Origin of the sequence: Microbacterium sp. Leaf320, assembly GCF_001423485.1 — a bacterium.
In the GTDB taxonomy this organism is placed as follows: Bacteria; Actinomycetota; Actinomycetes; order Actinomycetales; family Microbacteriaceae; genus Microbacterium.
This window is the reverse complement of the sequence record NZ_LMOD01000002.1, coordinates 992,754-1,014,302: the sequence shown is the minus strand read 5'-3', so window position 1 is coordinate 1,014,302 and position 21,549 is coordinate 992,754. Positions and strand designations below refer to the sequence as shown.

The window sequence follows — 21,549 nt, the reverse complement described above, 5'->3', positions numbered from 1 at the left end:
TCTCAGCCTAGGACTGAGAGGCGTGCCTGCCCTTGAGCGACGGGCGCTCAGAGCGCGGCGATCATCTCGTCGTACCCGGTGCGGAAGGTCGGGTACTCCAGCTCCCCCAGGAACTCCCGCAGCAGGTGCCCGTCGAGAACCGTCCCGCCGCCGACCTCGGGCTCGACGTGCGGCGGCGCCTCGGCCCCGAGCCGTGCGGCGATGTGCGCGGCCACGTCTCCGAGCAGCACCGGCTCGGTGTCGACGGCGTGGATCAGCGGTGGCGCGGAGTCGGCACGCAGCATGGCCTCGAGCAGGCGCACGAGATCGGTCTCGTGGATGCGGTTCGTGCGGCGGGTGTGATCGACCGGCGCCCCCTCGCGCACTCGGCGGATCAGGTAGTCGCGCCCGGGCCCGTAGATGCCGGCCGGGCGCACGATGCGCGCACCGAACAGCTCCATCGCCAGGTGCTCCCCCTCGAGCAGGTCTCCACCCCGCTCGCTCGACACCGCAGGGGTATCGCGCTCGGTCAGCGGGGTCTCACCGGGTCGTCCCTCGAACACCCGGGTCGACGACACGAAGACGACCCGCGACGGCATCGCCGGCAGCGCATCCGCGAGCCCGCGAAGCGCCGGCGGATAGATCGAGTCGCCCTCGGTGCTCGGCGGCAGCGTGATGACGACGGAGTCGAAGTCCGGCAAGGCGCGGTCGAGCGGATGCGACAGATCGGCCGCGATGGTCGGGAACGGCAGATCGCCCGCATGACGGCGCATGGCCGTGACGGTCGACCCCTGCGCCTGCAGCCGCTGCCCGAGCCGCACGCCGAGCTTGCCGCATCCGACCAGCAGAGTCGCCCCCGGCGCGCGCGTCTCGAGACCCCACGGATCGTTCATGGCGTCAGCTCCACACGCTCGGCGCCGAGCTGCGCACGGGAGGAAGGGCGGATGCCGCGGCCCAGTCGTGCACCCACGAATCGATCTCGGGCACGCCCTCGGGCTTGCCGACGGCGGCGAACAGCTCTTCGTTGCTCACCGTGCCGCCGCTGCGGCGCAGCATCCGCGAGCGCACGATCACCCGTGCGTAGATCTCGCCGCCGACGACGGCCCGGTGCTCGAGGAACACGGCCTTGTCGTCGTGTCCGATGAACCGGGACTGCACATCGAACCGCTGCCAGAGCTGCAGGGACTTGCGGAAGGTCACGGTCTCGCTCGACACCACGGCGTACCAGCCGTGCTCGTTCATCGCGTCGAACAGTCCCGTGCGGATCAGCAGGTCCCAGCGGCCGAGGTCGAACAGCGACAGGTATCGGCCGTTGTTCATGTGGCGCAGGATGTCGATGTCGGTGGGGAGCGTCGTCAGTCTGATGCTGCTGACGGAGGCGGCGTCGAGGGTCTTGCCCCGGCGCACTCGGCGGCGGGCGGAGAGGATCACGAGGAGAGTGCGCCAGATCACGTTCACGAGGACTGATCGTAGCCATCGACGAACCGATCGCGAACATCGTTGTGGGAACCCTCCACCGGCATATCGGCGCTGTGGGAACGCTTCCGCTCGATTTCCTGATCGCGGAGGCCGCGCGTAGAGTCGCGATATGAGCGCCGAAGCCCAGCCTGAAGTCATCGTCCGTCCGGTCCGTGATGTGGATGCGGAAGCCCTGGGTCGCGTGCACGCGCAGTGCTGGCACGAGACCTACGACCACCTGATCAGCAAGGCAGCGCTCGAGAAGGTCTCGCCCCGGCGCATGGCCGAGCTGTGGACGCACTGGGCCTCACAGGGCCCCGAGTTCACGATGCGCGCGGCGCTCGTCGACGGAGAGATCGTCGGCTTCGTCGGCTCCGGCCCCGCCCGCGACAAGGATGCTCCCGCGTTCCGCGAGCTGTACTTCATCTACCTGCTCGACGCGTACCACTCGACCGGCATCGGCCAGAAGCTGTTCGACGCCGCGGTCGAGAAGGACGAGTCGCTCTACCTCTGGGTCGCGGACGACAACCCCCGCGCCCACCGCTTCTACACGCGCAACGGTTTCGCGCTCGACGGCGCGAGCCACACCGAGCCGTTCCTCGGCGAGACGCTGACCGAGGTCCGCTTCGTCCGCTGAGCCCGGCGCCTCGTGAACCTCGCGTTCACGACTCCGTATGAACGGCCCCCTGCCACAGGCAGGGGGCCGTTTCGCTGGGCCTGGGAGCGACATTTCGCTCAGTCCGGGAGATCTGTGCTGAATCGCGAACGGATCAGCGGCCGGAGACCGAGCCGAACAGCTTCGCGATCGGCGCGATCACGAGCGGACGCGCGGCGACCCAGCCGACGGCGATGACCACGAGCGATGCGACGAACACCCAGAACCCGGTCCACCCGACGGCATCCGACGAGGCGTACATGTGGTTGAGGTTGCGCAGGAATCCGGTGAGGAACACCAGGGCGACGTGCCCGATGATGAACACCACGAAGTAGATCATGACCGGGAAGTGCAGCGCGCGGGCCCACTCGATCGGGTACGCCTTCGACAGGCGCTCGGCCTTCTTCGGCCACATCCCCGACATCCGGAACCCGGTCGCCGCCGCCAGCGGGGCGGCGATGAACACGGTCACGAAGTAGGCCAGCTGCTGCAGGCTGTTGTAGTTCACCCAGCCGTGCTCGGTCGGCCAGTCGAACGAGACGTACTGCAGTGCCGCGGACAGCGCGTTGGGGATGACCTCCCAGCTCGTCGGCACGATGCGCACCCAGTGCCCGGTCACGAACAGCAGCACCACGAAGATCACGCCGTTCACGAGCCACAGGATGTCGAGCGCCTGGTGGAACCAGATCGTCAGACTGACCTTGCCCTTGGGGTCACCCCGAGGGGTCCAGAACGCGGTCGGGCGCTTCTCGTTGCGGATGCGCAGCCCCGACCGGATGATCAGCACCATCAGGAACACGTTGAAGAAGTGCGCCCAGTTGACCCAGGGCGCGAACCCGGGTTCGACCGCGATGGCGGGCGTGTACTCGCCGGGGAACGCCGTGAGGAAGTCCTGCATGAACGGGAAGCTCAGCAGCGCCCGCACGAACGCCACGGCTGCCGCAGCCAGGATGCCGAGGGCAGCAGCCCCGAGAAGTCCGGCGATCGCCTGCGTCCACGGAGGACGAGGACGGGCGGATGCCGGAGCGGCCGCGGTGATGCGCCGAGGCGCACTGCCGTTCCACACCGTGCGCGGGGCGGGCAGCGGGATCGAGGGGTCACCGAGAGCGAAGGATGCGGATGCCGGCTCGGTGGCCGGGGCCACGGCCGTGGAGGGAGCGGTGGCCGGAGCGGACGCGGTGACCTCGGCGGCAGCAGGCTCGGCGGACGGTGCCACGATGACCGGGGCAACGTCTGCGCTCTCGGTCGCGGTCGCGGAGGCCGTCGAGACGGCTACCTGCGGAACGGTGCCGGCCGGCGGCCACGGATCTCCGCCGGCGACTCGCGGCAGGCCGCGGCGTACGGATCCGGTCTGCTCGACGGTCTGGACGGCCGCCGGCTCGGCAGCCGAGGCGACAGAGGCCGAGGTCGCGGGCTCATCGATCGAGGATGCCGACGTCGAGGGAGACGATGCATGCTCGAGGACCGGGGAGGCGACAGCCGCAGCGACGGCGGATGCGTTCTCCTGCTCGTTGAGCGAGGACGGCGAAGCACTCTCCTGCTCGTTGAGCGAGGACGGCGAAGCCGACCGAGACGAAACGCCATCCGCACCCGCAGGTGTCACACCCGCGGGAGGCCAGGGCTCTCCTCCCGACGTGCGCGGGAGACCGCGACGCACGGATGACGCCGTGACGGCCGCGCTAGCAACGTGGCGCGTTTCGTCTCGTCGCTGCGCTCCTCGCTCAACGACCGAGGGGGTGGGAGCGGCGCTCTCCACGACCGGGACGGGAGCGGCGCTCTCGACGACCGGGGAGGCGACAGCCGACTCGACGACCGGAGCCGCAGTCTCGCGCTCGTCGAGCGGAGCCGACGGAGACGAAACGCTCTCCGCGTCATCGACCGCGACCCCGGGGGGCCACGGCTCGCCACCGCGCACGCGCGGCAGCCCGCGCCTCAGCATCCGCGTCGCCATGTCTACTTCTTCCGCGCCTCGAGGGCCGCGATCACCTGCGGGACGACCGTGAACAGGTCTCCCACGATGCCGAAGTCGGCGACGTCGAAGATCGGAGCCTCGCCGTCTTTGTTGATCGCGACGATGTTCTTCGCGGTCTGCATGCCGGCCCGGTGCTGGATCGCCCCCGAGATGCCGAGTGCGATGTACAGCTGCGGCGACACCGAGACACCCGTCTGCCCGACCTGGTGGGACTGCGGGATGTAGCCCGCGTCGACCGCGGCGCGCGATGCCCCGACGGCGGCGCCGAGAGCATCCGCCAGCTCCTCGACGAGCACGAACTTCTCTTTGGAGGCGAGACCTCGTCCGCCCGAGACGACCCGGGTCGCTCCGCGCAGCTCGGGGCGCGACGAGGTGGCCTCGACGGCTTCGACTGCACCGACGGTCGCGCCCGCGGCACCGGATGCCGCGACGCTCAGTGCTTCGACGGTCGGCGAGGCCACGGCCTCTGCGCGCGCGTCGACGGCTCCCTGACGCACCGTGATGACCGCGGCGCCGTAGGTGGGCGCGGAGTCGACGAGGTACGCGCCGCCGTAGACCGAGTGATGCGCGACGACGCCCTCGTCATCGCGCGAGACGCCGACGGCGTCGACCGACAGGGCGAGCTTCGCGCGCACCGCGAGACGGCCGGCGACGTCGCGACCGGAGATGGAGTTCGAGATCAGCACGGCATCCGGGCGGACCTGCTCGAAAGCGGCCTGCAGGGCGTCGACGATCGGCACCGTGAGTGTCGTCGCATCGGCGTCGGCCGTGAGCACGACGGATGCTCCGGCCTCGGCGACCTTCGCGGCGGCCTCCGCGGATCCGCCGACGACCAGCGCGACGGGAGCGCCGATGGTCGACGCCGCGCCGATCAGGGCGGCGGTGCTGCTGGCGGGGTTTCCGGCAGGGTCGAGGTCGACCAGGACGAGGATCGGGTTCTCGGGGTAGGTCATGTCACACCAGCCTGTTCTGCACGAGGTACTCCACCAGCTTCTCGGCGGCATCGCCCTCATCGACGATCTTCACGCCCGCCGCACGCGGTGGCTTCTCGGCCACCGCGGTCATGATCGTGCGCGGCGCGGCCGCAGGGTCGGCCGAGACACCGAGGTCATCGAGGGTGAGCACTTCGAGCGGCTTCTTCTTGGCCGCCATGATGCCCTTGAAGTTCGGGAAGCGTGCATCCGGCAGCGCCTCCGTGATCGAGATGACGGCGGGAAGGGATGCCGAGACCGGCTGCGCTCCCGCATCCGCCCCTCGGGTTCCCGAAACGCCCTCCGGCGTGATCTCGACGCTCGTGAGCGCGGTCGCCTGGGCCCAGCCGAGGTGCTCGGCGAGCATGGCCGCCATGACGCCGCCCGAGCCGTCGGTCGACAGGTTGCCGGTGATGACGAGATCGGGCTCGGCGCGGCGGATGGCCGCGGCCAGGGTCTCGGCAGTGAGCCCGAGGTCAGCGCCGGCGAGCTGATCGTCGGCGATGTGCACGGCGGAACCCGCACCGATCGCGAGCGCCCGTCGCACCGACGCCGTCGACCCGCCGGGTGCCATCGCGAGCGCGACCACCTCGGTGCCCTCGTTCTTGTCGGCGTGGCTCAGCGCGACCTCGAGGGCCCGCTCGGTGATCTCATCGAGAACCACATCACCGGCGCCGCGGTCGGCGAGTCCGGTCTCGAGGTCCAGCTTGCGATCGCCATAGGTGTCCGGCACCTCTTTGACCAGGACGAAGATCTTCATCGATTGCTCCTCACGACTGCGTCGATTCTAGCGCGTTGATACTGAGTCCCATCCGAGCAGCGACTGAGAACCAGGCGGCCGTCCCGCACCGCCTCCCCGCTCGTGCGAGCGGATGCCCTACCGTAGAACCGTGGTCCGACCCCGCCCTCTGCCCGTGGATCCGCTCGCCGAGGCGAAGCGGCAGTGGCTCGCGCACGGGTGGACCGACGCCGCCGACGGCATGACCGTCGTGACCTCCGTCATGAGGGCGCAGCAGCTGCTGCTCGCGAGAGTGGATGCGGCGCTGAAGCCCTTCGCGCTCAGCTTCGCCCGCTACGAGATGCTGCGCCTGCTGGCGTTCAGCCGATCCGGACGCCTGCCGCTGTCGAGCGTCGTCGCCCGACTGCAGGTGCACGCGACGACCGTCACGAGCACCGCCGAGCGGCTTGTGCGCGACGGGCTGATCGTGCGCGAACCTCACCCGCACGACGGACGCGCAGCCCTGCTCGCGCTCACCGAGACCGGTCGCGAACTGGTCGATCGCGCCACCGTCGCATTGAACGACGACGTCTTCGCCGACCCCGGGATCAGCAAGGCCGACGCCGCCGAGCTCGTCGCGATCGTCGCGCGGATGCGCAAGGCCGCCGGCGACTTCAGCGACCCGCGGCCGCAGCCGGACGCGCTCTGACATGGTCGAGTTCGTGCTCGAGCGTGTGATCTCCGCAACTCCCGAGCGCGTCTTCGCCGTCGCCCTCGACCCCGGGCTGCACCTGCGGTCGATGGAGCGATACGGCGAGACGATGGTCGAGGCCCCGGCGGGCGGTGTGTTCACCGAAGGATCGACCGTGACCTGGCGGGCGCGGCACTTCGGCATCCCGTTCCGTCTGCGGTCGATCGTGTACGACGTCGACCCGCCGCGCGGGTTCCGCGACCGGCAGATCTCGGGGCCCTTCGCCTCGTTCTGGCACGAGCACGTGTTCGACGAGCACCCGCAGGGCACGCTGATGCGCGACACGATCCGATTCCACTCGCCGTTCGGTCCGATCGGACGCGTCGTCGACCGCGTCATTCTGGGCGCGTACATGCGGCGACTGATCGAAGAGCGCAACGACCAACTGGCGATCGAGGCCGAGGGGCGCGGGCGTACACTGCCCGCATGAGCGAACTGCGCCTGCACGCCACCCTCGAAGGCCGCGGTCCCGCCGCCGCCATCATCCTCACCGACGAGCAGGTCGCATCGTTCGGTGCTGGCAAGGCCTTCCCCGTCGCCGTCACGATCGACGGACGCACCGCCCGCCTGCGCCTCGCCCGGATGGGCGGGCAGAACATGATCGGCTTCAGCAAGGCCGTGCGGGCCGACCTGGGGGTCGAGATCGACCAGGAGGTCGACGCGGTCATCCGCCTCGATGCCGCCGAGCGCGAGGTCGAGATCCCGCCCGCGCTCGCGACGGCCCTCGATGCGGACCCCGCTCTGCGCGCCGCATTCGACGGCCTGTCGTACTCGGTGCGCAAGGAGCATGCCCGCACGGTCGCCGAGGCCAAGCAGGACGCGACCCGTGACCGCCGCGTCGAGAAGATCGTCGAGGCGCTGCGCGGCTGATGCCTCGGACCCGAGCCGTTCACAACTCAGCAAGAATCGAGGCGCTCGGCGCCTGTTCGGCACCGACGCGCACGTGCTGCGACGTCCGTGCTGAATCGTGAACAGCGATCGGGCGCGCTCAGCGGTTCTGGAAGTCGGGCGCACGCTTCTCCCGGAAGGCCGACATGCCTTCCTTCTGGTCTTCGGTGTCGAAGAGGGCGGCGAACGCCTTCTTCTCGTGGGCAAGGCCGTCGGCGAGTGTCGTCTCCATCGCGGCGTCGAGCGCGGCCTTGGCAGCGAACACCGACGGCAGCGACTTCGAGGCGATCGTCTCGGCCAGGGTCGACGCCTCGGCCAGAAGATCGGATGCCGGAACGACGCGCGACACGAGTCCTGAGCGCTCCGCCTCCTCGGCGCCCATGAACCGGCCGGTCAGCACGAGCTCTGCGGCCTTGTAATAGCCGACCGCACGGATCAGGCGCTGCGTTCCGCCCATGCCGGGGATGACGCCGAGGTTGATCTCCGGCTGCCCGAACTTCGCGGTGTCGGCGGCGAGAATTATGTCGCACATCATCGCGAGCTCGCATCCTCCCCCGAGTGCGAAGCCCGAGACCGCAGCGATCACAGGTGTGCGCACAGCCGCGAACTCGTGCCAGACGCCGAAGTGATCGGTCTCGAGCATCTCGGCCGCCGACATGCCCTCCATCTCCTTGATGTCGGCACCGGCGGCGAACGCCTTCTCGGATCCGGTGACGACGATCGCGCCGACGCCGTCGTCGAGGTCGAACGCCACGGCCGCGGCGGTGACCTCTTCGGCGAGCCGACTGTTCAGGGCGTTCAACGCCTCGGGTCGATCGAGGGTGATCCACCCGACTCGTCCGCGCTGCTCGACCAGGATCGTCTCGTACTCGGTCATCGTGAAACCCTCTCCGTCGTGGTCATCTCAGTATGTCGCGGGTGGTCGCCGCGTTTCGTCTCGCTCGGCTTCGCCGTGCTCGCTCAACGACCGAGGAGCCCGCGCGCCGATCGCGTTTCGCCTCGGGCGCTCCGCGGCCTCGCTCAACGACCGGAGGGTGCATCGCGGATGTCGGTGATGATGCCCGAGAAGTCCCGCGCCGCGCCCTCACCCGCGGCGAACGCGGCGTAGAGCTGCTGCGCGAGGCGCCCCATCTGCGCGTCTGTCGACGTCTGCTCGATCGCCTGCAGCGCGAGACCGAGGTCCTTGGCCATCAGGGCACCGGCGAAGCCCGGCTGGTAGTCGCGGTTCGCGGGACTCGTCGGCACCGGTCCAGGCACCGGGCAGTTCGTCGTGATCGACCAGCACTGACCGGATGCCTGCGACACGACGTCGAACAGCGCCTGATGCTCGAGTCCGAGCCGCTCTCCGAGCACGAACGCCTCGGCGACGGCGATCTGCGAGACGGCCAGCACCATGTTGTTGCAGACCTTCGCCGCCTGGCCGAGCCCCGGACCGCCGCAGTGCACGATGCGCTTTCCCATGATCTCGAGCACGGGGAGAGCTGCGGCGAAGTCCTGGTCGGAACCGCCGACCATGAAGGCGAGCGTGCCGTTCTCGGCGCCGACGACCCCGCCCGAGACCGGAGCGTCGATGTTGCGGTGGCCCGCGGCGAGGGCGAGGGCGTGGGCCGCGCGGGCCTCGTCGACCGCGATCGTCGACGACTCGATGAACAGGGTGTTCGGGCGGGCAGCGGCGAGCAGCTCGGTGCGGTACGCGTCGATCACGTGCCTGCCCGCGGGGAACATCGTGATGACGACGTCGGCGTCGGCGACGGCATCCGCCCCGCTCGCTGCGATCGGGATGCCGACGGCCAGCGCCGCCTCGATCGCTGCGGGCACCAGATCGAACCCGTGCACCTCGTGGCCGGCCGCGACCAGGTTCTTCGCCATCGGCAGCCCCATGTGTCCGAGGCCGAGGAACGCGATGCGGGCCTTCGATGCCTCGGTCATGATGCGCTCCGCATCCGGTCTCCGCCGCTCCGCTGGAGAGATGCGGATCCTGCCGGTCGCAGCATCTCCCGACCGACGATCAGGCGCATGATCTCGTTGGTGCCCTCGAGGATCTGGTGCACCCGAAGGTCGCGGACGACCCGCTCGATGCCGTAGTCCTGCAGATATCCGTAGCCGCCGTGCAGCTGCAGCGCGCGGTTGGCGACGTCGAAGCCGGCATCCGTCGCGAAGCGCTTGGCCATGGCGCAGCGCATCGTGGCATCGGGAGCGTGCTCGTCGACCGCGAGCGCCCCGTCGCGGACCATGAGCCGCGCGGCCTGCAGGTCGGTGCGCATGTCGGCGATCGCGAAGAGGATCGACTGCTTCTCGGCCAGCGGCTCGCCGAACGCCACGCGCTCGTGCACGTACTGCACGGCGCGGTCGAGTGCCCACTGGGCGCCGCCGAGCGAGCAGGCGGCGATGTTGAGGCGACCGCCGTTGAGCGCCGACATCGCGATCGCGAAACCGCGACCCTCGTCGCCGAGCATGCCGGATGCCGGGACGCGGACGCCGTCGAGGATCACCTGACGGGTGGGCTGGGCGTGCCAGCCCATCTTCTTCTCGGGGGCGCCGAAGCTGAGGCCCTCGGCGTCTCCGGGAACCAGGAAGGCACTGATGCCGCGGGCCCCCGGCTCGCCGGTGCGCGCCATCACCACGTAGACCGCGGCTTCACCCGCTCCCGAGATGAACTGCTTCACCCCCGTGAGCAGGTAGTCGTCTCCGTCGCGCACCGCACTCGTGGCGACGTTCGCGGCATCCGATCCGACGCCCGGTTCAGTGAGGCAGTAGCCGCCGAACTCCTGCATCGCGGTGAGTTTCGGCAGCCATTCGCCGCGCTGCGCGTCGTCTCCATAGGTGTCGATCATCCAGACGACCATGTTGTGGATCGAGATGTACGCGGCGACCGCCGGGTCGCCCTTGGCGAGCTCTTCGAAGATCGCGACCGTGTCAGAGCGGCTGAGGCCCGTGCCACCGAACTCCTCGCGCACGTAGATGCCGCCGAGGCCCAGTTCCCCGGCCTTGCCCAGCGACTCCCGAGGGAAGATGTGCTTCTCGTCGCGCTCGGCGGCGAACGGAGCGAGTTCGGTGTCGGCGAACTCGCGGACGGCGTCGAGGATGGCCTCGCGCTCTTCGGCGGTGGTGGTGACAGTGGTCATGGTCATCGTGGTTCCTTCGCAGTGGTGCGTTTCGTCTCGTCGCTGCGCTCCTCGCTCAACGACCGGGGGGAAGGTCAGTGCATGGTGGGGATCACGAAGCTCGCGCCGTCGCGGATCCCTGCAGCGGGCCAGCGGCTCGTGACGGTCTTCGTCTTCGTGTAGAAGCGGAAGGCGTCTGCGCCGTGCTGGTTGAGGTCGCCGAACCCGCTGCGCTTCCAGCCGCCGAACGTGTAGTACGCGATCGGCACGGGGATCGGAACGTTCACTCCGACCATGCCGACCTCGACCCGGGCGGCGAAGTCGCGGGCGGCGTCGCCGTCGCGGGTGAAGATCGCGACGCCGTTGCCGTACTCGTGCTCGGATGCCATGCGCAGCGCCTCCTCGTAGTCGGCGGCGCGCGCGATCACGAGCACCGGGCCGAAGATCTCCTCCCGGTAGATCGCCATGTCGGTCGTGACGTGATCGAAGAGCGTCGGTCCGAGATAGAAGCCCTGCTCGTGCCCCGGCACCGAGAAGCCTCGGCCGTCGGCGAGCAGGGTCGCCCCCTCGTCGACTCCCTGCTGGATGTATCCCTCGACCCGCTCGACTGCCGCACGTGTGACGAGGGGGCCGTAGTCGACGTCGGCCGCGAGCGAGGGGCCGATGCGCAGCTGCGCCACGCGCTCGGTGAGCTTGGCGGCGAGAGCATCCGCCGTCTCCTGCCCCACCGGCACCGCGACCGAGATCGCCATGCAGCGCTCCCCCGCCGAGCCGTAGCCCGAGCCGATGAGCGCATCGACGGCCTGGTCGAGGTCGGTGTCGGGCATCACGATCATGTGATTCTTGGCACCGCCGAAGCACTGCGCCCGCTTGCCGTGGGCGGCCGCCGTCGAGTAGATGTACTCGGCGATCGGGGTCGAGCCGACGAAGCCGACGGCCCTGATGCGGTCGTCCGTCAGCAGCGCATCGACCGCCTCCTTGTCTCCGTGCACGACATTGAGGACGCCGGCGGGGAGGCCCGCCTCGAGGAACAGCTCGGCGATGCGCACGGGGACGGAGGGGTCGCGCTCACTGGGCTTGAGCACCACGGCGTTGCCCGCCGCGAGAGCAGGGCCCGCCTTCCAGAGCGGGATCATCGCCGGGAAGTTGAACGGGGTGATCGCGGCCACGACTCCCAGCGGCTGCCGCATCGAGTAGACGTCGATGCCCGCGCCGGCGCCCGTCGAGTACTCGCCTTTCAGCAGGTGCGGTGCCCCGGCTGAGAACTCGATGACCTCGAGGCCTCGCTGGATGTCGCCCTTCGCGTCGTCGACCGTCTTGCCGTGCTCACTCGCGAGGAGCTCGGCGAGAGACTCCATCTCACGCTGCACCAGATCGAGGAACCGCAGCAGCACCCTGGCGCGCTTCTGCGGGTTGGTCGCCGCCCACTCGACCTGCGCGGCCTCGGCGTTCGCGATCACGTCTGCGACCTCCGCGGCGGAGGCGAGCGGCACGCGCGCCTGGACGGATCCCGTGCTCGGATCGAACACGTCGGCGAAGCGTCCACCCTCGGGGGTGAGGTGCTTTCCGCCTACGAGATGGGGAATGGTACGAGTCATTGTGCGATGTCCCTTCGCGCCGTCGTTGGCACTATGACGATGATACTTCGGCATCCTGAGATTTACTAGGACGTCCTCATATATGGACCTCGTCTCCGTGGTCACTGCCGGGGCTGGTCTGGAAAACGCTTCCCCGATAGTGTCGACAGCACAGGTCATCGACCACCGACCCAGGAGATCCATGCACTACGGCGCCGACTACAACCCCGAGCAGTGGCCACGAGAGGTGTGGCCCGAAGACGTGCGGCTGATGCGCGAAGCGGGTGTCACGCTCGTGAGCCTCGGGATCTTCTCGTGGTCGCGGATCCAGCCCGCCGAGGGCGAGTTCGACTGGGAGTGGCTCGACGAGATCATCGGGCTGCTGCACGAGGGCGGCATCCAGGTCGACCTCGCCACCGCCACCGCATCCCCTCCCCCCTGGGCCTCCGCCGCGTATCCCGAGATGCTGCCGCAGGATGCCGACGGCTCGACGTTCTGGCCGGGCAGCCGCCAGGCTTACTCCCCCGCGTCTCCCGTCTACCGCCGCCTCGCGTCGGAGCTCGTCACGGCTCTGGCGGAGCGCTATGCGCAGCATCCGGCCGTCGTGCTCTGGCACGTCAACAACGAGTACGGATGTCACCTGCATTACGACTACTCCGACGCGGCGCGCGACGCCTTCCGTGTGTGGCTCCAGCGCAAGTACGAGACCATCGACGCCCTCAACCACGCGTGGGGCACCGACTTCTGGTCGCAGCGCTACACCGCGTTCGACCAGATCGTGCCGCCGCGCAAGGCGCCGTACAGCATCAACCCGACGAGCGTGCTCGACTTCAAGCGGTTCACCTCCGACACCCTGCTCGAGCTCTACGTCATGGAGCGCGACATCATCCGCGCCTCGGGGGCGACCCAGCCGATCACGACGAACTTCATGGGTGCGTTCCCGCCTGCCGACTACTGGAAGTGGGCGGTCGAGGTCGACGTGATCAGCGACGACAACTACCCCGACCCCAACGACCCCGAGTCGTTCCGCGGGGCCGCGTTCGCGCGCGAGCTGATGCGCGGGCTCAAGCCGGGCGTGCCGTGGATCCTCACCGAGCAGTCGACCAACGCGCTGAACTGGCGGCCGACCAATGCGCCGAAGGCGCCGGGGCAGATGGCCGCGATCAGCGCCCAGGCGGTCGGGCGAGGCGCTGACGGCATCATGTTCTTCCAGTGGCGGCAGTCGCGGCGCGGCAGCGAGAAGTTCCACTCGGCGATGGTGCCCCAGGCAGGGCTCGAGACGCGCACCTGGCGGGAGGTCACAGAACTCGGCGGACAGCTCGCCCAGCTTCCCGACCTGCCGGATGTCAGCTCGGGGGCGAAGATCGCCCTCGTCTTCGACTGGGAGAACTGGTGGGCCATCGACGGGCGCGACCACCCGATCGTGCTCGACTACCTCACGCTCTCGCACCGCTGGCACGCGGCGCTGCACCGGCAGAACCTCGCCGTCGACATCGTCAACACGACCAGCGACCTCAGCGGGTACTCGCTCGTCGTGGCACCGCAGCAGTATCTGCTGAGCGACGAGGGCGCGGCCAACCTGACGTCGTACGTGCGCCAGGGCGGCAGCCTGTTCGTCTCGGCGTTCAGCGATGTCGTCGATCAGGATGACGCGTTCCGCGACGGTGGGTTCATCGTCTCGCTGCGCGACGCGCTCGGGGTCGCGCTCGAGGACTTCGGAGCCCTCGTTCCCCCCGAGTCCGTGCGCTCGGCCGACTCGGCCGGAGAGGTCGCGAGCCACGCGGTGCCCGACGGCCCCGGCCAGTCGGAGGCTCCGCTCGACGGGCCCGCCGGCCGCATCGTCGGACAGTACTTCGCCGAGGAGCTGCTCGTGCAGGATGCCGAGGTGCTCGGCCGCTTCACCGAGGGGCGCACCGAAGGCCGGGCCGCGTTCACGCACAAGGCGTTCGGCGCAGGGCACGGGTACTACCTCGCGACGATCCCCGACGACGCGGGCATGACCGCGGTGCTGCGCTGGCTGGCCGCCGAGGCCGGGGTGACGGCCGAGATCGAGGGCCTGCCGGACCACGTCGAGATCGCGCGTCGAGGCAGCATCCTCACCGTCATCAACCACAGTGCAGAGCCGTTCGCGGTCGAGGTGGCCGGTACCGATGTGCTGACCAGGTCGACCGAGGCTCGTCGCGAGCTCGGCCCGTACGGATGGGCGTTCGTCGACACGAGCGCTTCGCAGGACCCGCAGGACTCGCAGGAGGAGAACAGCTGATGCAGTACACACGTCTCGGACGAGCTGGAGCACGAGTGAGCCGCCTGGCTCTCGGCACCATGAACTTCGGTCCGGTGATCGACGAGGAGGCCTCGCGCGCCATCCTGGATCGCGCGGTCGAGGCCGGTGTCGACTTCATCGACACCGCCGATGTGTACGGCGGCGGTCGGTGGGGCGACCACCCCGGGCAGTCGGAGGAGATCCTCGGACGTTGGATGACGGACCGCGGCAACCGCGACGACCTGATCGTCGCGACCAAGGTGTTCGGTGTGATGGGCCCTCGATCGAACGATCGGGGCCTGTCGGCGGTGCACATCCGCGCGTCGGTCGACGACTCGCTGCGGCGGCTCGGCACCGACCACATCGACCTGTACCAGATGCACCACATCGACCGCGAGGTGCCGCTCGACGAGACGCTCAGCGCCTTCGCGACGCTGCGCGAACAGGGCAAGATCACCTATCTCGGCAGCTCGAACTTCGCCGGGTGGCATCTCGCGCGCGTGCACGAGATCGCCGCGGCCGCCGGCTACCCTGCCCCTGTCACAGAGCAGTCGCTGTACAACCTCACCGAGCGCACCGTCGAGCTCGAGGTCGTGCCCGCTGCGGAGCAGTACGGCATGGGACTGCTGCCCTGGTCGCCGCTCGCCAGCGGGCAGCTCGGCGGCGTGCTGCAGAAGACCGATCGCTCCCGCTCGAGCCTCGACGCGCTCGGCGACCGACGTCCTGCGATCGAACGCTACGAGGAGTTCTGCGCCGAGCTCGGCATCCGCCCCGGTGTCGTCGCGATCGCCTGGCTGCTGCACCAGCCGGTGGTGACCGCGCCCGTGATCGGCCCGCGGACGATCGATCAGCTCGACTCCGCCGTCGAAGCGCTCGACGTGGTGCTCGATGCCGACGCGCTCGCCGAGCTCGACCGCATCTGGCCCGGTCCCGGCGGCACCGCCCCCGAGGCCTACGCCTGGTGACGAGACCGCACGAAGACCGGATGCCGGGGACATGCGCCCCGGCATCCGGTCTTCGTCGTTCTAGTAGACGATCACGGGCAGACTGCGCGGGCCGCGGGAGTCCTGCCACGGTTCCGTGCCGTCGAATCGCACCGTGAGCAGGTGAATCCCCCGGCCGAGCTTCGGCACCGAGACCGTGACCTTGCCCTTGTCCGCCGGCGTCAGCTCGACCGTCGCGACGACCTTTCCGCGGTCGTGCACCGTCACGGTGCCCACCGGGGCCGTGTCGTCGTGAGCGGTGACGGTCACCTTCACCGTGGCGCTCTTGCCCGCCTTCACCAGCACGTCGGAGCTGGCACGCACCAGGGTGTCGATCGACTGCACCTGATCGTCGACGAGCACGGCGACCGAGCGGGCGGGGATCGTCACGGTGCCCGTCGCGGCATCCCACGTCGTGGTCTTGACCACGGCATCCGCTCCGTTCGCCTGGGCCGGCGTCAGCGCGAACGAGCGCCCGGCCAGGCCTGCAACCGTCTGCGTGACCGGCGCGGGTGAGGAGTTGAAGGCGACGAGCGCCCCGTCGAGCTCGGCGTCGGCGTCGGGACCCGTCAGGTCGTCGATCTGCATCAGGATCACGCCCGGAGCCGCCCCCGCCCCGCCGTTCGGGAACGTGACCTTCTGCTGGATCAGCTCGGCCGAGCCGAGCCGCAGCAGATCGACCTCGTCGCGGATGCGCAGCAGATCGAGAGCGGATGCCTCTGCGGCCGCCATGTCGGCCGCGGCCGGCTTGAGCGCAGGATCGGCGAGCAGCGGCGCCATGATCGGCCACTTCTCCTCGTTGTCCGCCGCGGTCGGCAGCCCCGAGCCGAACGTCGACTCCTGACCCGTCCAGTCGATGCGGTTGAACCAGTCCCCGGCGTTGTAGCTGTTGCGGTCGAGGGACTTCGACCGCAGCAGCTCGGTGCCGGCGTGCCAGAACGACGGCGACTGAGAGAGCGTCACGGTCGCGAGCTCGAGCGTGTTCATGCGCACACGGTCGGCCATCGGGGTATCCACCGGCAGCTTGAGCACCGAGAGGTCGTAGAGCGTCTCGTTGTCGTGCGCGTCGACGTAGTTGATGACCTCGTCCGGTTGGTCGGCGTAGCCTGCCGCCGAGCCGCGATAGTCGATGGCCTCGCCTGCCGTGACCGCGCCGTCGCTCGTCGTGAACGAGAAGTCGCGCAGGTTGCCCGCGAGCCCGAGCTTGACCAGATCGGTCTCGTGCCCGAGGTCGGCAAGAGCCTGCTCGACGGTGCCGTTGATCGGATCGCCGTTCGGATCGGTGCCGAGACCGGTGCCGAAGCCCTGGCGGAACGTCGACGACGAGTCCACCGGGCTGCCGCCGTGCACGGCGTCGCGCAGCCGGTCGTTGAACGTCCCGATGCCGGTGCCCCCGAGCTGCCCCTGCGTGGCCTGCTCGAACAGGGCGTTGTCGGCGACCTCGCCGAAGTTCCAGCCCTCGCCGTACAGGTGGATCGCGGATCCGTCGACACCGTCCTTCTTGAGCGTGAGCGCGTCGAGCGCGTCACGGATCGCCTGCATGTTCGTCGTCGAATGGTGGCCCATGAGGTCGAACCGGAAGCCGTCGACCTTGTAGTCGCGCGCCCAGGTCACGATCGAGTCGACCATGAGCTTCTGTGCGGCGAGGTGCTCGGTCGCGACGTTCTGGCAGCACGTCGAGGTCTCGACGCCGCCTGCCGCGTTGAGCCGGTGGTAGTAGCCCGGAACCACCTGGTCGAGCACCGACTTCTCGGCCTGACCGGATGCCGCGGTGTGGTTGAACACCTCGTCGAGCACGACCTGCAGGTCCATGTCGTGCAGCGCACCGACCATCGAGCGGAACTCGCTCACCCGGGCGCCGCCGTCGGCGTCGACCGCATACGAGCCCTCGGGTGTCGAGTAGTGGTACGGGTCATAGCCCCAGTTGAAACCGTCGGCATCGGCGACTGCCTGGATGCACGCCTGCTGCGCCGAATCGGCAGGGCCGAACGAGGCGAGGTCGCAGTCGGGCACCGCCTGAGCCGCTCTGTCTTCCTCGATGGACGCGATGTCGAACGAGGGCAGCAGGTGCACGGTGTTGATTCCGGCATCCGCGAGCTGCTTCAGCTGGTCGGTGCCCGCGCTGTCGCGGGTGAAGGCCAGGTAGGTGCCGCGTTCCGCGGTCGGAACCGTCTCGTCGCTGATCGAGAAGTCCCGGATGTGCAGCTCGTAGATCGCGCGGTCGACCGCGCGCTCGACGACCGGCGACTCGGCCTTCTGCCACTGCTTCGGCTGCCAGGCCTTGTCATCGAGATCGACGGCGACCGAACGCTGCGAGTTCAGCGTGAGGGCGGTCGAGTAGGGGTCGGTGACCTGGTTGCTCTCGATCGCGCCGGTCGTCGGCGCGTAGACGACGACCTCCCAGAGGAATTCGTCACCCTTGAGGTCCTTCTTGCCCGCGACGGACCAGACACCGGATGCCGCATCCCACGTGGCCTCGTGGCGCACGGGGTCACCCTCGGCACCCTCGTTCCAGGTGAGCAGCGTCGCGCTCTGCGCGGTCGGCGCCCACAGCCGGAACGTCGGCTTCTTGCCCGAGAACGTCACGCCGAGGTCGACATCGTCGAGCGCGGCGGCATAGAGGTCGTCGAGGACTCCCGCGATCTGCACACCGGTGAACGCCGTGAGCGTGCCCGCCGCGTCGCGCTGGGCGACCGCGAGCTGCGTGCGCAGCAGCGCCGCAGCATCCGCATCGGTCACCCGCAGGGCGAGGTAGCCGTCGAGCGCCGGGAATCGGGCGAGCTGCTCATCGGTCAGGCCGCCCTCGATCACCTCGAGCGCCACCGGCTCTGCTCCTGCGACCTCGCCGTCGGCCACGGCGAGCGAGGCGTCTGCGGAGGAGTACAGCTGATAGGCCGCCTGGTCGACGGACCCGAGCGTGGCCGGCCACGCGATCGTCTCGGCATCGACCCAGTGCGCGCGCTGCTCCCCCGTGCCGGGGAGCTGCGGGGTGTCGCTGCCGACCTCGAGGACGTGCGTCGCCAGCGTGTAGCGGAACGATGTCACCGTGCCCTCGGTGGCGCTGAACGAGATGTTCGCGCCGCCCGGCACTCCGTCGGCGCCGTAGTTCTCGGCCCAGCTCAGACCGTGCGCGACCTTGAGTTCATACGCGCCGGTCGGCAGATCCGCCGTCGAGAACTCGTAGACGCCGTCACGGTCGCCGTCGGCCATCAGGGTGCCGAGGCAGTCTGGCGACCAGTCGGCGGCGCAGCCGAGCTCGTCCTGCAGGGAGCCCGGCAGCGTCACGATAGGGCCGTCGGCCGTGGACTGCACGATGTTCGTTCGAGGGTCGAAGTAGAAGGTGACCGGTCCGCCGGCGTGAGTGAGCGTGACGTTCGCGCCGTCCGGAACGCCGTTCGCTCCGTAGTTGACCGCCCAGCTGCCGTTCACCGCTGCTTTGTACTCGTAGTCACCGGCCGGCAGATCGAACGTGCCGGCCCACACGCCGTCGGCGCGCAGGGTCAGCTTGGCCTTCTCGCACGCCGGGTCCCAGTCGCCTGCGCAGCCCATCTCGGAGTTGAGGCTGCCGGGCACCGTCACCATGTCGATCGGCGACTCGGGCTCCTCCCCGGCTTCCAGCGTCACGGCATTGCCGACCGATGCGTAGGTCGAGGCGGCGGCGTGGTTGCCGGCGGCATCCGTCGTCACGGCCCGGTACTCGATCAGCGTGCCGTTCGCGAGGTCACGGATGTCATGGAAGACGCGCGGATCCGTGTCCTCCGCCGTGCCGAGGGCCTTCCACTCGTCAGAGCCGACGACGCGCCAGGCGAAGCTGGTCTGCGCCCACTGGTCGGCGATGTCGGCCTGCACCGCGGACTGTCCGGTGACACCGGCTCCGGCGGTCGGCACGGCCACCTCGACGGATGCCGCCTCAGTCGGCGCGGTGACGGTGGAGTCGGCCTTCCAGACCACGGCCGACAGCGCGGGCACCGTGATCGACGCAGCCGCACCGGCATCCGTGGTGAGGGGTGCGGCGTCGCCGTAGAGCACCTCGTAGGACGCGTCGGCGGTCAACGTCGCGAGGTCGACGGTCTGCGCGGTCGCAGCGTTGTTCACTGCGACCAGGTACTCGACCTTGTCGTCGGCATCGACCCGCGAGAAGGCGTAGACACCGGCGCCGGACGCCGCGTAACGCTCGATCTGTGCCCCCTCGCCGAGAGCAGGGTTCGACTCACGGAGCTCGGACAGCGCGGCGATGTGCTCGTAGAGCGCGGCATCCGTCGCGAAGCGGTCGACGGAGCCGGCCTGCTCGCCGGTGATGAGGTTCTGGTTCGCGTACTCGGCGACCTGCGTGGCGAAGAGCGACTGCCTGGCGTCCTTGTCGCCGCCGGCGCCCGTGAAGCCCTGCTCGTCGCCGTAGTAGATGACGGGCTGACCGCGGGTGAGGAACATGAGCTCGTGCGCCAGCTCGTCGCGCTGCAGCGGAGCATCCGTCGACTGCAGGAAGGATCCGACCCTGCCCATGTCATGGTTGCCGAGGAAGGTGGGCAGCGCCGTGGCCGACGAATCGGGGGTCGTGTAGCGGTCGTCGCCCGCGAACAGCGACTGCAGCCCCTTGGCGGAGTTGCCCGAGGCATAGCTGACGGCGGACGACTGGAACGTGAAGTCGAGGATCGAGTTCATGTCGGTGTCTCGCACGTAGGGGGCGAGCTTCACCGGGTCGGCGTCGTAGACCTCGCCGAACATGAAGAAGTCGTCGTTGCCCGTCTCGTGTGCGTAGTCGAGGACGTCGGCGGTCCACTTCTCCCAGAACTCGAAGTTCACGTGCTTGACGGTGTCGATGCGGAAGCCGTCGATGCCGAGGTCGATCCACTTGTCGTAGACCTCGACGAAGCCGTTGACGACCGTCGGGTGCTCGGTCATCAGGTCGTCGAGCCCGCTGAAGTCGCCGTACGTGACCGACTCCCCCGACCAGGTCGAGTCACCGCGGTTGTGATACAGCGTCGGGTCGTTCAGCCAGGCCGGCACCTTGACGTCGGCTTCGCTGTCGGCGACCACCGGCGTGTACGGGAAGCTGGTGGCCGGGTCGAGCTCGGGGAAGCCGTCGGTGCCCGCGTGGTCGGCCGGATCGAAGGCCGTGCCCGCGGCATCGGTGTAGGGGCTCGTCGCCTGGTCGATGTAGGAGTACTGGCCCTCGGTGTAGTCGATCACGTCGGCCGTGTGGTTCGTGATGATGTCGAAGTACACCTTGATGCCGCGGGCGTGCGCGTCCGCGATCAGCGCCTGCAGCTCCTCATTGGTGCCGAGGTGCGGGTCGATGCGCGTGAAGTCGGTGATCCAGTAGCCGTGGTACCCGGCCGAGGCGTTCGCCCCCTCGCCCTGCACCGGCTTGTTGGCGAAGCTCGGTGTCAGCCAGATCGCCGATGTGCCCAGCCCCTCGATGTAGTCGAGGTTGTCACGGATGCCGGCGATGTCGCCGCCCTGGTAGAAGCCCTTGTCCGTGGGGTCGAACCCGGTGGTGAGCCGGTCGCCCTCGAGGCCGCCGGCGTCGTTCGAGGTGTCGCCGTTCGCGAAGCGATCCGTCATCACGAAGTAGAACTGCTCGCCGGCACCGGCCTGGCGCGCCGGGCTCTCGATCAGCGCATCGTCGTCTGCCGTGTAGCCGCCGCGCAGATCGGTCGCCTCGAGCCCCACCCGCTTGAGCGAGTCGTCGTAGGTGAAGCGCAGGGTCGTGGGGCCTGCGATCGTGAGCGGGATGTCATCGGCGCCCCCGTCGAGGCCGTAGGCCTCGTCCCATGTGTCGTTCAGGGCGACCTTGTACTGCCAGGTGCCCGCGGGAACTTCGAACTCGGCCGAGTAGATGCCCTCGGCGCCCGTGGGCTCGAGCTCGGTCTCGGCGCAGTCAGGAGCCCAGTCGGCCGCGCAGCCGAGCTCGGACTGCAGTGAGCCGACAAGCGCAACCGTGCGGTCGGCGGCGGAGGCGGGTGAACCGCCGAGGGCGCCGACCGCACCGAACCCCGAGACGACGAGGGCGCTGGCGGCGAGGAGGGCGAGCGAACGTGAGGCGGTCGTCTTCGACCGAGCCGGCTTGAACAAGTGATGCTCCCTGGGTGGCGCGGACACGACGACGTGTCCGAAGGCTTGCGAGTGAAGCTAGCAGGGCGGGAGTGAGGACTGCAAGCGCTTGCAGCATTGCTGTGGCGAAAAGTCGGGGATGTCCGGGATGCTGCTGGCCGAAAGTCGCAAGCGCT

Annotated in this window: 16 protein-coding genes; 6 read left to right on the top strand and 10 right to left on the bottom strand. The window is 69.3% G+C overall.

What is annotated here, in order from left to right:
- Window positions 1-47 precede the first annotated feature (47 nt).
- Window positions 48-872, bottom strand: coding sequence for a hypothetical protein (locus ASF63_RS09715; RefSeq protein WP_056512661.1), 825 nt, complete (start codon window positions 870-872; stop codon window positions 48-50).
- A gap of 4 nt (window positions 873-876) precedes the next feature.
- Window positions 877-1,437, bottom strand: a complete 561-nt coding sequence (locus tag ASF63_RS09710) for an acyl-CoA thioesterase (protein WP_056512659.1) — start codon at window positions 1,435-1,437, stop codon at window positions 877-879.
- 130 nt (window positions 1,438-1,567) lie between these two features.
- Here ASF63_RS09710 and ASF63_RS09705 point away from each other — a divergent pair, with 130 nt between their 5' ends.
- Window positions 1,568-2,074: a GNAT family N-acetyltransferase gene (locus ASF63_RS09705; RefSeq protein WP_056512657.1), complete on the top strand. Its 507-nt coding sequence runs from the start codon at window positions 1,568-1,570 to the stop codon at window positions 2,072-2,074.
- 133 nt (window positions 2,075-2,207) lie between these two features.
- On the opposite strand, the gene ASF63_RS09700 is transcribed toward ASF63_RS09705, so the two are convergent.
- Genes ASF63_RS09700 through ASF63_RS09690 form a run of 3 tightly spaced genes read right to left on the bottom strand, consistent with a single transcriptional unit; the run spans window position 2,208 to window position 5,795 of the window.
- Window positions 2,208-4,043 carry a cytochrome b/b6 domain-containing protein gene (locus tag ASF63_RS09700; RefSeq protein ID WP_056512652.1) on the bottom strand — a complete coding sequence of 612 codons (1,836 nt, stop codon included), beginning with the start codon at window positions 4,041-4,043 and terminating at the stop codon, window positions 2,208-2,210.
- Window positions 4,044-4,045: 2 nt separating this feature from the next.
- Window positions 4,046-5,017 carry an electron transfer flavoprotein subunit alpha/FixB family protein gene (locus tag ASF63_RS09695; protein WP_056512649.1) on the bottom strand — a complete coding sequence of 324 codons (972 nt, stop codon included), beginning with the start codon at window positions 5,015-5,017 and terminating at the stop codon, window positions 4,046-4,048.
- Window position 5,018: 1 nt separating this feature from the next.
- The gene (locus ASF63_RS09690; protein ID WP_056512645.1) at window positions 5,019-5,795 is read right to left on the bottom strand and encodes an electron transfer flavoprotein subunit beta/FixA family protein; all 777 of its coding nucleotides are present in this window, start codon (window positions 5,793-5,795) and stop codon (window positions 5,019-5,021) included.
- Between the two features lie 130 nt (window positions 5,796-5,925).
- Between ASF63_RS09690 and ASF63_RS09685 the strand changes: the two genes are divergently transcribed.
- From ASF63_RS09685 to ASF63_RS09675, 3 genes are read left to right on the top strand one after another with little or no spacing between them, the layout of a single operon-like run.
- On the top strand, window positions 5,926-6,462 hold the full coding sequence (locus ASF63_RS09685) for a MarR family winged helix-turn-helix transcriptional regulator (RefSeq protein WP_082477975.1): 537 nt from the start codon (window positions 5,926-5,928) through the stop codon (window positions 6,460-6,462).
- A gap of 1 nt (window position 6,463) precedes the next feature.
- On the top strand, window positions 6,464-6,934 hold the full coding sequence (locus ASF63_RS09680; RefSeq protein WP_056512641.1) for an SRPBCC family protein: 471 nt from the start codon (window positions 6,464-6,466) through the stop codon (window positions 6,932-6,934).
- Window positions 6,931-7,374: a YdeI/OmpD-associated family protein gene (locus tag ASF63_RS09675; RefSeq protein ID WP_056512636.1), complete on the top strand. Its 444-nt coding sequence runs from the start codon at window positions 6,931-6,933 to the stop codon at window positions 7,372-7,374. The genes ASF63_RS09680 and ASF63_RS09675 overlap by 4 nt, the downstream gene beginning before the upstream one ends.
- Before the next feature lie 118 nt (window positions 7,375-7,492).
- Here ASF63_RS09675 and ASF63_RS09670 read toward each other — a convergent pair whose 3' ends face one another.
- The 4 genes from ASF63_RS09670 to ASF63_RS09655 all read right to left on the bottom strand — a co-directional run bounded on the left by ASF63_RS09670 (window position 7,493) and on the right by ASF63_RS09655 (window position 12,094).
- On the bottom strand, window positions 7,493-8,269 hold the full coding sequence (locus ASF63_RS09670; protein WP_056512631.1) for an enoyl-CoA hydratase: 777 nt from the start codon (window positions 8,267-8,269) through the stop codon (window positions 7,493-7,495).
- 143 nt (window positions 8,270-8,412) lie between these two features.
- Window positions 8,413-9,321 (bottom strand): 3-hydroxyisobutyrate dehydrogenase, encoded by a 909-nt coding sequence (gene mmsB, locus ASF63_RS09665; RefSeq protein ID WP_056512627.1) that lies wholly within the window; start codon window positions 9,319-9,321, stop codon window positions 8,413-8,415.
- A complete protein-coding gene (locus ASF63_RS09660) occupies window positions 9,318-10,523 on the bottom strand; it encodes an acyl-CoA dehydrogenase family protein (RefSeq protein WP_056512624.1) in 1,206 nt (401 codons plus the stop codon). The genes mmsB and ASF63_RS09660 overlap by 4 nt, the downstream gene beginning before the upstream one ends.
- A 68-nt stretch (window positions 10,524-10,591) precedes the next feature.
- The gene (locus tag ASF63_RS09655) at window positions 10,592-12,094 is read right to left on the bottom strand and encodes a CoA-acylating methylmalonate-semialdehyde dehydrogenase (RefSeq protein ID WP_056512620.1); all 1,503 of its coding nucleotides are present in this window, start codon (window positions 12,092-12,094) and stop codon (window positions 10,592-10,594) included.
- Window positions 12,095-12,275: 181 nt separating this feature from the next.
- Here ASF63_RS09655 and ASF63_RS09650 point away from each other — a divergent pair, with 181 nt between their 5' ends.
- Together ASF63_RS09650 and ASF63_RS09645 are read left to right on the top strand one after the other, a co-directional pair.
- On the top strand, window positions 12,276-14,336 hold the full coding sequence (locus ASF63_RS09650; protein WP_056512618.1) for a beta-galactosidase: 2,061 nt from the start codon (window positions 12,276-12,278) through the stop codon (window positions 14,334-14,336).
- Window positions 14,336-15,301 carry an aldo/keto reductase gene (locus ASF63_RS09645; protein ID WP_056512613.1) on the top strand — a complete coding sequence of 322 codons (966 nt, stop codon included), beginning with the start codon at window positions 14,336-14,338 and terminating at the stop codon, window positions 15,299-15,301. Before ASF63_RS09650 ends, ASF63_RS09645 begins: the two co-directional genes overlap by 1 nt.
- Window positions 15,302-15,361: 60 nt before the next feature.
- Here the strand turns inward: ASF63_RS09645 and pulA are convergent, their stop codons facing one another.
- A complete protein-coding gene (gene pulA / locus ASF63_RS09640; protein WP_162238879.1) occupies window positions 15,362-21,394 on the bottom strand; it encodes a pullulanase-type alpha-1,6-glucosidase in 6,033 nt (2,010 codons plus the stop codon).
- Window positions 21,395-21,549 lie beyond the last annotated feature (155 nt).